Genomic DNA, 13,012 nt, shown 5'->3' with positions numbered 1-13,012 from the left:
GTTAACCGCCAATCGACTGCGCCACCGCAATCAGCAATTGGGTGATGGGTTTGGGGGCGTAGGTGCCGAGCATGATCAGGATGAAGACAAACCCCAGCTTGGGCAGGGCCGCGATCCAGGATTCGTGCACCGGTGGCCCTTCGCGTTTGGAGGCCCCCCACAGCATCGGGAACACGGTGCGCCCGGTTGCCACAAAAATGATGGTCAGCATCACACACATCAGCGTGAACGCCATCAGGTTGCCGGCCTGCACGATGCCCGAGAGGATCATCATCTCGGCCAGAAAACTGGCAAACGGTGGAAAGCCCAGCAAGGCAAAAATACCCACGGTAAACAGCAAGCCAGAAAACGGCATGACCCGGATCACGCCGCTCAGCGGGGCGACATCGTTGGTGCCATAGACCGCGCGCAAGCGTCCCGCGGTCAAAAACAGCAGCGATTTCACAAACGCATTGCTGACGATGTAGAGCACGACGCCATAGGCCGCCGCCTTGCCCACCGACAGACCCAGGGCGATGACGCCGGAGGAGCTGACGCAGGCATAGGCGATCAGACGCTTGTAGTTGCGCACCGCCATCACCTGCACCGCGGCCACGACCAGCGACAGATAGCCCATGAGCAGCAACTCCTGGGACACAAAATGGGACTCGAAGCCCTGAAACACCTGCAGGATGCGAAACACCGCCACCACACTGATGTTGAACTGCACCGCCGCCAGCAGCGCGCTGGTGCTGGTGGGCGCGGCTTCGTAGGTTTCGGGCATCCAGCTGTAGAGCGGCGCCAGACCGAGCTTGCCACCCAGCCCAAACAGCATGAAGGACAAACCCAGCCGTTGCCAGCCATCACTGTTGGTGGTCAGTGCCCGTCCGAGTTGATCAACCGAAAAGCTGATATCGACGCCGCGCAAGTCGGCTGATTGGGCCAGACACATGAAGCCCAGAAAGGTGATGGACAGCGTCATGGCCGAGTACAGCATGTAGCGCCAGGCCACCCCTTTGGGTGAGGCTGCATCACCACGCGCCACCAGGGGTGCCGCGCACAAGGTGCTGAGCTCGATCAGCGCCCACATCAGAATGAGGTGGTTGGACATGACGCCCAGGTTGATGATGAGCATGAAGGCCAGCATCAGACCCGCACGCGAGCGGATGTCATGGGACAGGACGTTTGATGTGTGTTCGCGCGACAAGATATAAACGCTGATCCCCAGAAACACCGTGTTGACCAGCACGACAAAAAGCAGCGAGGTGGCGTCGAGCACCAGATAGCGCCTGGCAAAGTACAGCGGCAGTTCCGCCAGCGGATGCGTGATGAACAAGGCCACCGAGGCCAGCCAGTTGATCAGCGCGACCGCCACCAGGGCGGGAGCGACCCACCTGGTGTTGGGTGCCACCTGGTCTGGCGACGCCGTCAGGACGGCGGAGGAGGAGGAAGCGAGCGCGCTCATGCCATGTCCTTCAAGGCGCTGGGCGCCACCGGGGCTGGGCTGTGCCCACGCACCAGCCAACTGCCTACGGCCACCGTCAGGATGTACACGCCGCTGACCGCCAGGTGCACCGGCAGCGGCCAGGGCTCGGGCATCAGCGATTCAAACAGCGCCAGGGCGTTTTCCATGAACAACAAGCCGACCAGTTGGGCGACGGGCTCCCGGTTGGTGGCCAAAATCAAAAAGGCAATCATGACCGTGGCCGCCACCACGCCCAGGGTGAGCGCGCGCACGTCAGCGCGGGCACCGTCGCCAAAGCGGAACGCCAGAATGATCAGGCTGATGGCCACGCCCCAGGCAAACAGGTTGGAGGGCATCAGGTCCTGCCGTGCGGCACTGTGCCCGGACAGGGCCCGGCGCAGCAAGGTCGGCACCAGCCAGGCGCGCACCAGCAGCACCTCCAGTCCCAAGGCCAGCACATGCAGCGACAGCTCCGAATGACGGGTCATGCTGATCCAGCCCAGCGCCAGTGCCTGCAGGCTCAGCCAGGCGGGCGCCACGTGGATCTTGCCAAAGAAGACGGGAATCACAGTGGCCACCAGGCACAGGATCAAAGGTAGGGTCATAAGCCGCTGGCTCCCAATCCGACCACCACCATACTGACGATCGCTGCGCCCGAGCCAATCAGCACATAGCGCGTGACCCAGCGCATCGGCAGCCGGGCGGTCAGTGACTCGATGCACCCCACCAGCAGCGCCACCAGCAGCATCAGGCCCAGCGACACCCCAATGGCGGCCATGGGGGACGCCAGCGGGTCCATGGGATTGATCAGGGCGGCAATCAGACCCGCGTACAGGGTCATCTTCAGCGCGGCGGCGTATTGCATGGCGGCCAGCTCCGGACCACTGTGGTCCAGAATCATGACTTCATGGATCATGGTCAGTTCCAGGTGCGTCAGTGGGTCGTCCACCGGCACCCGGGCGGCTTCCGTCTGCAACAAAATCAGCAGGGCCACCACCAGTGGGAACACGATGACCGGGAAGTAAGGCGTTTTGTGCAGTTGTCCAATCAGGTCGGCAAAGCTGGTCATGCCGGTGGCAGCGCCTGCCGCGCCGATCAGCAAAAACAGCGCCGGCTCGGCATAGGTGGAAAACGACGCTTCCCGCGCCGCGCCCATGCCTTCAAACGCGCTGCCCACGTCCATGGCCGAGATCATCAGCGCGATGCGCGCCAGTCCCAGGGTGTAGGCGACCACGACGAAATCGTGCGAAAACTGCACCGGTGCAAACTGGCCCAGCATCGGCACCATGCTGGCAGCCGCCAGGCCACAGATCAGCACCACATAGGCGCTTGAGCGAAACAGCGGACTGGCCACGGTGCTGATGATGGGGCGCTTGCCCAGCAGCCGCCGCAGGTCAGAGGCCGACTGCAACAGGCGCGGCCCCTTGCGCCCCGCCCACCAGGACTTGGTGCGGTTGACCAGCCCGACCAAGACAATCGGCAGGCTCAGGACCAGCAGCCCATGGGTCACGGTCAGCAGCGTATTCAAGGCAAGCCCCCCTCGGCCAGCAACACCAGCGCGCCGATGGCCACGATGGCAGCCAGACCGGCTGAAAAGGCGAGTCGCGGGTCGTCTTCATGCAGTTTTTGCGATAAGTCGCTGGCCGATTCATCGCCGTGGCTGATCACCGCAAACAGGCGCCGCTCGACCGCATCCACACAGTCAGTGATCACGTAGCTGTCACGGGGGAAATACCCGGCGGGTGCTTTTTTCCGCTGGAGCATCAGCATGATGTTTTTGAATCGGCCGGCAAAGTCGGCCGAAAAACTACCACCTGTGTACTGCATGCGCGCATTGGGCGCGCCATAGCCGCAACCCCAGGTGGCGTTGCGGTTTGGTGTCTGTCGTTTGAGGCGTGCGCGCAACCCCACCAGCGCCAGCACCACGACCAGCACGGCCACCAATCCGGCCGAGATGGCGCCGATGCGCAGCAGCGTGCCGGTGACAGACTGCAGGGTATCAAGGGCCACGGCGTCGGGCGTCAAATGCAGGAACAGGGCTGTGGGCGCCGCTACCATGGCAAAGCCCAAGGTGGGGGCCACGCCCAGGACCACCGTGCCGATGGTATGGAGCACCATGGGAAACAGCATCCAGCCACTGGCTTCGTGCGCTTCAGGCAGGCTGGCATCGCGCGCGTTGCCCAAAAAAATCACGCCAAAGGCGCGCGTGATGCTCAGGGCCGACACGGCCCCGACAAAGGCCAGCGCCGCGGCCGTCAGGGCCAGCGTGAGTTTGGCCCAGATATTGATGCTTTCACCCGTGAACAGGCCCGAATAGATCAGGAACTCGCTGGCAAAGCCGTTGAACGGCGGCAAGGCAGAAATCGCCACGCCGCCGATGATGAAACACACGGCGGTCACCGGCATCAGCTTGAACAGGCCGCCCAGGCGCTCGATGTCGATCACATGCTTGATCTGGTACACGCAGCCGGCGGCGTAAAACAACTGGCATTTGAAAAAAGCGTGGTTGAGCACGTGCAGCAAGCCGCCCCCAAAACCAAGTGCCACCAGCGTGGGCATGTCCCAGCTCAGCCCCAGGCAGCCGACGCCAAAGCCGATGCCGGCAATGCCGACGTTCTCGGTCGACGAATAGCCCAGCAAGCGTTTCAGGTCGCGCTGGCCCACGGTATAGAGACCACCGACCACGGCCGAGGTGACGGAAAACGCAATCAAGAACCAGCCCATCCACTCGTCCGGCTTGCCCGAGATCATCAAAAAATGCACCAGTGCATACAGCCCGGCCTTGTGAATCACGCCTGACATCAATGCCGAGACATGCGCCGGCGCGGCCGCATGGGCGCGCGGCAGCCAGGAATGAAACGGGAAAAATGCCGATTTCAGGCCAAAGCTGGTGACCAGCAGCAAGAAGACTGTGTTGCGCACCGTGCCGGGGTTCTGGCTCATCCAGTCGCCATAGTCATCCAGAAACCACGACTGGGTGTTGGTGTAGAGAATCATCACCGCCGCCACCAGGAAAATCAGGCCGACATGGGTGGAAACCAGGTAATTGAAGCCGGCAAAGCGCACCTTCTGGTTGGGGTAGTCCCAGATCACCAGCAACCAGGCCGACAGGGCGGCGATTTCCCAGCCCAGCAAAAAAGTGACAGCATGCTCGCCGACGTACACCAGAATGAACGAGAGCGAGATCATGTTGAGCAGGCCAAAGTGCACGCCGATGTGACGTGGGCTGTCAAAGTACTTGCGCAGGTAACCCATCGCATACACGCTGCCCAGCAGGGTCATGGGCAGGGACCAGCTCAGAAAGAATGCGCCCAGCGCGTCCAGCCTGAAATGCAGCGTGCCGATGGGATAGGCCCAGGGCATGTCACCCGTGACATCCGGGCCGCCAAACAGCACCGGCAGTGCGACCGACCCGACCAGGACCAGGGCAATCATCTGTGACACCAGTCCGGCGCTGGCGCGCACGATGTTGCGCGCCGGCAGCAGCGCCAAAGCACCACCCGCCATCAGAACCAGAACCGCCTCAATGAGCTGGTTCATGGCGCTGGTGCGCGCTTAAATGCAAACAGAAGGACGAAATGAGGAGAAAAATCTAAGGGCAACATGGGGACACCGCAAACGATCTGAACACCAGGGGGTTCAAACGAATGCGGGTGGCCCACAATGCCGCAGACGCATGCAGCAGCGTCTGCGCTTGGAGAGCGGTGACATCAACCGCGGTGAATTCAAGGAGTGGAGCGTGCCCATGAGGAGCGCGATTCTACGCCCGTCAATGCACCCGCATGCCCGGTTGGGCCCCGGCAAACGGCTCCAGGATATAAATGCCGGGCTGGGCTTTTTCGTCGGCATGGCTGGCGGCCAGCACCATGCCGTCGCTGATACCGAACTTCATTTTGCGCGGCGCCAGGTTGGCCACCATGACGGTGAGTTTGCCGATCAGCTGCTCGGGTTGGTAGCTGCTTGCAATGCCGCTGAAGACGTTGCGCGTGTTGGTTTCGCCTACATCCAAAGTCAGGCGCAAGAGCTTGGTAGAGCCACTAACTGTCTCGCAATTGACGATCTTGGCAATACGCAAGTCGATCTTGCTGAAGTCATCCATGCTGATCACCGGGGCCATGCCTTCTCCGCCAGGTGCTACTGATTCTGTAGCAATATTATCAGGTTCCACGGGGGCTTGCGCCTCAAACAATGCCTCAAGTTGCTTGATATCGACGCGCTGCATCAGGTGCTTGTAGTCCCCAATGCGGTGGACCGCACCCAGCGTCTGACTGACGCTGGCAAAGGAGAGCGGCTCGATATTGAGGAAAACTTCCACCTGCGCCGCCAGCAGGGGCAGCACCGGCTTGAGGTAGGCCGTGAGTGCCCGGAAGGCTTCGATGCAGACCGTGCAGACATCGTGCAGGCGTGTCTCCATACCGGTTTGCTTGGCCAGTTCCCAGGGCTTGTTGGCATCCACATACTCATTCACCCGATCGGCCAGCAGCATGGTCTCGCGCAAGGCCTTGGCAAATTCGCGCGCCTCATAAAGTTGCTCGATGCTGGTGCGCTCAATCTGAATCTGTTTCAGCAGCGCCGCCCCGTCGTCTGAAATGACGCCCAGCTGGCCGCCAAAACGCTTGGCAATAAAGCCGGCCGCGCGTGACGCGATGTTGATGTATTTGCCGACCAGGTCGCTGTTGACCCGCGCCATGAAATCTTCCGGGCTGAACTCCACGTCCTCGTTGCGTGCCGTCAGTTTGGTCGCCAGGTAGTAGCGCAGCCACTCCGGGTTCATGCCCAGGCTCAGGTACTTGAGCGGGTCCAGGCCGGTGCCGCGGCTCTTGCTCATCTTCTCGCTGTTGACCGTCAAAAAGCCGTGCACAAACACCGCGTTGGGCGTTTTGCGGCCGCTGAAATGCAGCATCGCGGGCCAGAACAGGGTGTGGAAAGTGATGATGTCCTTGCCGATGAAGTGGTACTGCTCGGTCGCCGGGTCGGCCATGAAGTCGTCGTAATGCTGCGCGCCCGTTGTGGCGTCGCCGGCCAGCTTGATAAAACGGTTTTTCAGCGCGGCCAGGTAACCGATGGGGGCATCCAGCCAGACATAAAAATATTTGCCCGGCGCATCGGGAATTTCGATGCCAAAGTAGGGTGCGTCTCTGGAGATGTCCCAGTCGCCCAGGTCACGCTTGCCCTCGGCATCGGGCAGCAGCCATTCCTTGATCTTGTTGTAGACCTCGGCTTGCAGGCGCGACTGCCCGCGCGGGTTGGTGTCCGTCGTCCACTGTTCCAGAAATTCAACACATCGCGGGTCCGACAATTTGAAAAAGTAATGTTCCGAATCGCGTAGCACAGGGGTGACACCGCTCAAGGCCGAGTACGGGTTCTTCAACTCGGTCGGGCTGTACACCGCGCCGCATTCTTCGCAGTTGTCGCCGTACTGGTCTTTGGCGCCGCACTTGGGACATTCGCCCTTGATGAAGCGGTCCGGCAAAAACATGTTCTTCTCGGTGTCGAAAAACTGGGCGATGACACGCGTGCTGATCAAGCCAGCGGCCTTGAGATCACGGTATATCGCCTGCGCCAGTTCGTGGTTTTCCGCGCCGTCGGTGGAATGCCAGTTGTCAAAACCAATATGGAAACCATCCAGATACGGTTTGCGGCCGCTGGCAATGTCGGCCACAAACTGCTGCGGTGTTTTACCGACCTTTTCAGCGGCAATCATGATCGGCGCGCCATGACAATCATCGGCGCAGACAAAATGCACCGCGTTGCCCATCATCCGCTGGTAGCGCACCCAGATGTCAGCCTGGATGTACTCCATGATGTGGCCAATGTGGAAATTGCCATTGGCGTAGGGCAGGGCGGTGGTAACGAAGAGTTGGCGTGGCATGGAGCGGGGCTTTCAAGGACAGCCTTTGATTTTAGTCGGCTGCGGCGTCACCACGCAGCCCGCCCCTGCCGGGGCCACTGGGTTCAAGGCTGTGGCTGAGGCTGCTTTTTCTGGCGATGTCGCAGCCAAAAGCGGCTCACAGCCCCCGTTTAACGCTTGTGAACGGCATCCTTGACCGCTTCTTTGGCATCTTTGACAAATTCCTTGACATCACCGAAATGCTTTTCTGCCTTGCCTTCGACCTGCTTTTGCAGGCCCTTGGCTTGTTGCTCCTTGTTGCCGACTAATTTTCCAGCTTCCTCCTGGACTTTGCCTGCGATGTCTTTGACTGTGCCTTTGACTTGATTCTTGTTCATCATGATGGGTTCCCAGAGTAGTTAAACAAATTTCAACGCTTGTGAGCCACTTTGTGACTCGCAGGACAAATGTCAGGCATCCGTCAAGGAATCGTCTGTACGCTTGCGTACACAGGCTTTAGGGTTTTTTGAGACGCCATGCCGTAGGCCCCGCCAGCATGGCGCAAGCCCTTGCCCGTCAATGGGCGGTCAGCGCAGACGCAAAGGGTCCAGCCGACGCTCGACAACGGGCTTGTCAGGCAGTTCGCCGGGTTGGTCAGCGGTCGCCGGGGCGACCCAGCCAAAAAACGTGCACACCTCGACGCGTTGCCGCATGGCGTCGGCGTGGCCCAGCGCCATCAATTCGCGGGTGTAGCCGCCCTCAAACAGCAGATAACTTGCCAGTGTGCCGCCTTTGATGTCTTGCGGGCTGCTTGACACGCCGACGCCGCCCAGCATGGTGCGTACCGCCGGTGGCAATTCGGCGATGTGGCGGGAGGCAATCGTGTCGAACCGCTGCGACGGTGCAATCATCAGCAACTCCACGGGCCGCAGCGCACTGCCGCAGCGTGCCTCGGGCGGCACCAGCGACAGGGTCTGATTGATGCGGCGCATGCGCTCCACGTCCACCGCCAGCGCGTCCAGAAAGATGTTGGACAGGGTGTGGCCGGCGATCTGTGCCAATGACGGGTAGCTGCTGGAGGTTTGCAGGCAGGCCTCGTTCCTGGGTTCATGCATACGTCCGGCGCCAATCACCAGAATGCGGCTCGCGCCCAGGTGGATCGCCGCCGCCACGGGCGCCGACTGGCGCATGGAGCCGTCCCCAAAATACTGGGTCAGCCCGTCAATCTGCAAAGGTGTGGCCGGAAACACAAAGGGGATGGCCGACGACGCCAGCAGGTGGGCATGGGTGATGCGGTCGCGCACCGCGCGCCGTTGCGAGCGCTCCCAGGGCATGAGCTGCGCGTCACCCTGGAAAAAAGTGATGTGCTCGCCCGAGCTGTAGCTTGATGCCGTGACCGCCAGTGCCTGCAGGTGGCCGATGCGAATGAGTGCGGGCAGGCGCTCCAGGGGGACCAATTGGTCAAGAAAATCAACGAGAGGCGAGTTGTCCAGCAAGGAGCGGGGCTTCTTGTGACGCCATCTGGCGACCGCCCAGCCCAGCGCCAGCAGGCCCCTCAACGAGGCGATTGAACGCAGCATGCTGAAGGAGTCGGACCGGTAAATCTGCTCGGCATGAATGTTCCTCCAGACCTCGGCGATGAGGCGCACCGTGGTGTCGAAATCATCGGCGCCGCAGGCCAGTGCCGCGGCGTTGACGGCGCCGGCCGAGGTGCCGGTGATGATGGGAAACGGATTGGTGCGCCCGGTCACGCCGGCGGCTTTTCTGATGTCGGCGATGGCTTCCAGTACGCCGACCTGGTAGGCCGCGCGGGCGCCGCCGCCGCTCAGCACAAGGCCAGTGGTTGCAGGCGGCGGGGGGAGGTTGGGCACATGAAGATTATCAGCCGGTGGGTCGCGCGTGCGGCAGGGGTTAACCCGAATTCGCCCAGCCAGACAAGGTCAAAACAGTCTTCGGTAGACTACCTGTCTCAGGAGAAAATTAATGAATTTGACAGAACAGACGCTGACGGACGCGCTCAAGGGCGTGCTCGATCCCAATACCGGAGCCGATTTTGTCGCCTCCAAGTGCATCAAGAATTTGACCCTCACCGACGGTGATGTGGCGTTTGACGTGGAGCTGGGCTACCCGGCCAAAAGCCAGATTCCTGGCATTCGCAAGGCGCTGATCGCGGCGGCCAAAGGGGTGGCCGGTGTCAACAACGTCTCGGTCAACGTGACCATGAAAATTGCGGCGCATGCGGTGCAGCGCGGCGTGCAGCTGTTGCCAAAAGTCAAAAACATCGTGGCGGTGGCATCCGGCAAGGGTGGCGTCGGCAAGAGCACGACGGCGGTCAATCTGGCCCTGGCCCTGGCCGCCGAAGGTGCCAGCGTGGGCCTGCTCGACGCTGACATTTACGGCCCCAGCATTCCGATGATGATGGGCATTGACGGCCGTCCCGAGAGTGAAGACGGGCAAACCATGGAGCCGCTGGAAAACTATGGCGTGCAGGTCATGTCGATTGGTTTTCTGGTGGCACAAGACGAGGCCATGATCTGGCGCGGCCCGATGGCCACGCAAGCGCTGGAGCAGTTGCTGCGGCAAACCAACTGGCGCGATCTGGACTATTTGATTGTCGACATGCCCCCCGGCACCGGCGACATTCAATTGACCCTGAGCCAGCGCGTGCCCATGACCGGCGCGGTGATCGTCACCACGCCGCAGGACATTGCGCTCATGGATGCCAAAAAAGGCATCAAGATGTTCGAGAAAGTCGGTGTGCCGATTTTGGGCATTGTGGAAAACATGGCCGTGCATGTGTGCAGCAACTGCGGCCATGTGGAGCATATTTTTGGCGCCGATGGCGGCAAGAAAATGGCGGCTGAGTACGGCATGGATTACCTGGGTGCCTTGCCGCTCACGATGCAGATTCGTGTGCAGGCCGACAGTGGCAAGCCAACCGTGGTGTCCGACCCCGATGGCGAGGTCGCCGGCATTTACAAGGCGGTGGCGCGCAAGGTGGCGGTGTCGATTGCGGCCAAGAACAAGGACTTTTCTTCCAAGTTCCCGTCCATCAAGATTTCGAAAAATACCTGAGTAGAGTTCAACCGGATGGGTCATACGCCGGTGCCGCCCGGCGTGTTGCCGGCATGTGCGTTACCGAACGGACGCACTGTGAGGCGGATTGCATGCTGTTCATCGTTATTGCAACAAAGCGTAATGAACAGTGTCGAATCGGGCGTGCGCCGCGTTATAGCGGTGTAGCTATCGATTCAGACAGCTTGCTCTTGGAGGGAAAAGTCATGCAAAAGCAGTCTCTTGGTTTTCGGGTGCTCGGCTTCGTTGTCGGTGCCGCGTTTTTCGTCTTCAGCGGTGCGGCCAGCGCTGACCCGCCCTCGCGCGTGGCACGTCTGGGCTACACCGCGGGCGCGGTCAGTTTCTCACCGGCGGGCGAGAACGATTGGGTTCAGGCCACGGTCAATCGGCCGCTGACCAACGGCGACCGGCTCTGGACGGATGCGGGCGCGCGGGCCGAAGTCCAGGCGGGCGGCGCTGTGGTTCGCATGAACGCCAACACCAGCGTTTCCGTGCTCAATCTGGACGACCAAATCACCCAACTGCAATTGACGCAGGGCACGCTGAACGTTCGGGTACGCCGCCTGGCGCCCAACCAGGTGTTTGAAGTCGACACGCCCAATCTCGCCTTTACGCTGCGCCAACCCGGTGAATACCGCATAGCGGTGGACCCCGACGGCAATGCGACCGACATCATCGTGCGCAAAGGCCAGGGTGAGGCGCTTGGAGAAGGAGCAGCCTATTTAATCGATTCGCGGCAACCCTATCGCTTCCGGGGAACCGATTTGAGCGATTACGAGTATCTGGACGCGGCGCGCCCGGACGAATTCGATCGCTGGGCCGCTGATCGTGATCGCGCTTTCGACAACTCGGTTTCCGCGCGTTATGTGTCGCGCGACGTGGTCGGCTACCAGGATCTCGACGCGAACGGCAGCTGGCGTGTTGATGCGACCTACGGTAACGTCTGGATTCCGAATCGCGTAGCCGCTGACTGGGCGCCTTACCGCGACGGGCACTGGGCCTGGATCGACCCTTGGGGCTGGACCTGGGTCGACGACGCGCCCTGGGGCTTTGCGGTGTCCCATTACGGCCGCTGGACGAATCTGCGTGGCATATGGGGCTGGGTACCAGGTCCCGTGCGCAGCACCGCCTACTACGCCCCGGCACTGGTGGTGTTCGTGGGTGGCGACAACTTCCGCTTGACGATATCGAGCGGCAACGTCGGTGGTGTGGCGTGGTTCCCGCTGGCGCCGCGCGAGGTCTTTCGACCGTCCTATCCGGTCAGTCGCGGCTATTTCGAGAACGTCAACCGCAGCAACACGGTGATCAACAACACGGTGATCAACAACACCTACAACACGACGAACGTGACCAAAGTCGTCTACGTGAACCGGCAGGTGCCGGGCGCCGTGGTCGCCGTGCCGACGACCACGTTTGTGCAGTCGCAGCCGGTGTCCCGGGCAGCGGTACGCGTCAACCGGGAAACGGTTGCTCGCGCAGCGGTGGCAGTCAGCCCGAGCGTCGCACCGACCGAGCGCAGCGTGCGTGGTGCCGCGGTGCCCGCCGACAAGCCGCCAGCCCGCGTGTTCGAGCGCCCTGTCGTCGCCCGCAGCGCGCCTGCGGCGGCACACGTCGGATTCGCGGCGCAACAGCAGCAACTGACTTTGAAGCCCGGCAAGCCACTTGATGACGCTGCGCGCAAGACCCTGAAACCGGCAGCCGATGCGCCCAGGTCCGTTGTCAAAGTGCTTGCCCCTGCGCAGGTGGCGCCACCGAAGGTGCTTCCTCCGCCGTCGGCGCCACCACAAGGAGCGGCGCAGCCCCAGGCCGCGCGGCAACCCACACCGCCGGTATTGGTACCCCAGCCTGCGGAGCCACGCGGCAAGGCCGATCAACGTGGAAACGGCCAGCAACGCGCACAAGCCATCGCACCGCCGCCGCCCCCGCCACTGCAACGTGCAGTCGAGCCAAAGCCCGCCCGGCCGCAAGTTGGTCCATCGGGTCCGGCGACGCAAGCACAGCCGCAACGGCCCGTGCCGCCCAAGCTGGCCCCAGCTCCGCAAGTCTTTCTGCCGCCACCGCCCCTGCCGGGTGCTCGGCCCGAGTCTGCCCCTGTGATCAAGCAGGCCGAGCCAAGCCAGCCGCTGGCTGTGCCGAGACCACCGCCATTGCCAGCCCAAATCCAGGCCGAACCCAGGACCGGGCCGGGTGGCCGGGCGCAACAGCGTGAAAACGACCAGCAGCGTGCACAACCCATCGTGCCTGTGTCGCCTGCACCAGTGCAGCGCGCGCCCGAGTCAAAGCCGGTCCCGCCGCCGGTCGCTCCAGCCGTACCGATGACACAAGCACCGCCGCAACGACCCGTGCCGCCCAAGCTGGCCCCACCTGCGCAAGCCGTTCCATCGGAACCGGCCATGCAGCACCCGGCGAATGCCGCACCCGCCCCTGCCGCCAGGCAGCCTGAGCCTCGTCCGCCGGTGGCTGCGCCGAGACCACCGCCACCGCCACCGCCACCGCCACCACAAAGCCATCCGGCACCCCAGGCGGAGCCGCGTGGCCAAATGCCAACACCTGCCGCCAGCAGGCCACATGACAGGGGAAACGGTCGCGATGGGCCCAAACGTGAGGAAGACAAGCGCGGGCCACAAGGGTAGTCAGGGTCTGCTCACGAAGGCCCGGTTGCC

General features: G+C 62.2%; 9 protein-coding genes. 2 read left to right on the top strand and 7 right to left on the bottom strand.

Annotation, left to right across the window (positions count from 1 at the left end):
* Position 1: 1 nt before the first annotated feature.
* The 7 genes from RFER_RS16600 to RFER_RS16570 all read right to left on the bottom strand — a co-directional run bounded on the left by RFER_RS16600 (position 2) and on the right by RFER_RS16570 (position 9,145).
* Positions 2-1,444 carry a proton-conducting transporter membrane subunit gene (locus RFER_RS16600; RefSeq protein ID WP_011465551.1) on the bottom strand — a complete coding sequence of 481 codons (1,443 nt, stop codon included), beginning with the start codon at positions 1,442-1,444 and terminating at the stop codon, positions 2-4.
* Complete coding sequence (locus tag RFER_RS16595; protein WP_011465550.1) at positions 1,441-2,049, bottom strand: hypothetical protein; 609 nt, start codon at positions 2,047-2,049, stop codon at positions 1,441-1,443. The genes RFER_RS16600 and RFER_RS16595 overlap by 4 nt, the downstream gene beginning before the upstream one ends.
* The gene (locus RFER_RS16590) at positions 2,046-2,972 is read right to left on the bottom strand and encodes a respiratory chain complex I subunit 1 family protein (protein ID WP_011465549.1); all 927 of its coding nucleotides are present in this window, start codon (positions 2,970-2,972) and stop codon (positions 2,046-2,048) included. The genes RFER_RS16595 and RFER_RS16590 overlap by 4 nt, the downstream gene beginning before the upstream one ends.
* Entirely contained in the window at positions 2,969-4,984 is a 2,016-nt protein-coding gene (locus RFER_RS16585) for a proton-conducting transporter membrane subunit (RefSeq protein ID WP_011465548.1), read from the bottom strand. The genes RFER_RS16590 and RFER_RS16585 overlap by 4 nt, the downstream gene beginning before the upstream one ends.
* Positions 4,985-5,213: 229 nt before the next feature.
* A complete protein-coding gene (gene metG / locus RFER_RS16580; protein WP_011465547.1) occupies positions 5,214-7,316 on the bottom strand; it encodes a methionine--tRNA ligase in 2,103 nt (700 codons plus the stop codon).
* Between the two features lie 149 nt (positions 7,317-7,465).
* Positions 7,466-7,672, bottom strand: a complete 207-nt coding sequence (locus tag RFER_RS16575) for a CsbD family protein (protein ID WP_041792657.1) — start codon at positions 7,670-7,672, stop codon at positions 7,466-7,468.
* Between the two features lie 189 nt (positions 7,673-7,861).
* Complete coding sequence (locus RFER_RS16570; protein ID WP_011465545.1) at positions 7,862-9,145, bottom strand: patatin-like phospholipase family protein; 1,284 nt, start codon at positions 9,143-9,145, stop codon at positions 7,862-7,864.
* A gap of 112 nt (positions 9,146-9,257) precedes the next feature.
* Here RFER_RS16570 and apbC point away from each other — a divergent pair, with 112 nt between their 5' ends.
* Positions 9,258-10,349, top strand: coding sequence for an iron-sulfur cluster carrier protein ApbC (apbC, locus tag RFER_RS16565; RefSeq protein ID WP_011465544.1), 1,092 nt, complete (start codon positions 9,258-9,260; stop codon positions 10,347-10,349).
* A gap of 206 nt (positions 10,350-10,555) precedes the next feature.
* On the top strand, positions 10,556-12,982 hold the full coding sequence (locus RFER_RS16560) for a FecR family protein (protein WP_041790899.1): 2,427 nt from the start codon (positions 10,556-10,558) through the stop codon (positions 12,980-12,982).
* Positions 12,983-13,012: the final 30 nt, after the last annotated feature.

This window comes from Rhodoferax ferrireducens T118, assembly GCF_000013605.1.
In the GTDB taxonomy this organism is placed as follows: domain Bacteria; phylum Pseudomonadota; class Gammaproteobacteria; order Burkholderiales; family Burkholderiaceae_C; genus Rhodoferax; species Rhodoferax ferrireducens.
Note: the sequence above shows the minus strand (reverse complement) of the source record. Positions and strands in the feature narration are given on the sequence as shown.

Excerpts from the sequence above, each read along its gene's own strand:
- RFER_RS16600 (WP_011465551.1), bottom strand. The coding sequence starts at position 1,444 with ATGAGCGCGCTCGCTTCCTCCTCCTCCGCCGTCCTGACGGCGTCGCCA.
- RFER_RS16595 (WP_011465550.1), bottom strand. The coding sequence starts at position 2,049 with ATGACCCTACCTTTGATCCTGTGCCTGGTGGCCACTGTGATTCCCGTC.
- RFER_RS16585 (WP_011465548.1), bottom strand. The coding sequence starts at position 4,984 with ATGAACCAGCTCATTGAGGCGGTTCTGGTTCTGATGGCGGGTGGTGCT.
- metG (WP_011465547.1), bottom strand. The coding sequence starts at position 7,316 with ATGCCACGCCAACTCTTCGTTACCACCGCCCTGCCCTACGCCAATGGC.
- RFER_RS16575 (WP_041792657.1), bottom strand. The coding sequence starts at position 7,672 with ATGAACAAGAATCAAGTCAAAGGCACAGTCAAAGACATCGCAGGCAAA.
- apbC (WP_011465544.1), top strand. The coding sequence starts at position 9,258 with ATGAATTTGACAGAACAGACGCTGACGGACGCGCTCAAGGGCGTGCTC.
- RFER_RS16560 (WP_041790899.1), top strand. The coding sequence starts at position 10,556 with ATGCAAAAGCAGTCTCTTGGTTTTCGGGTGCTCGGCTTCGTTGTCGGT.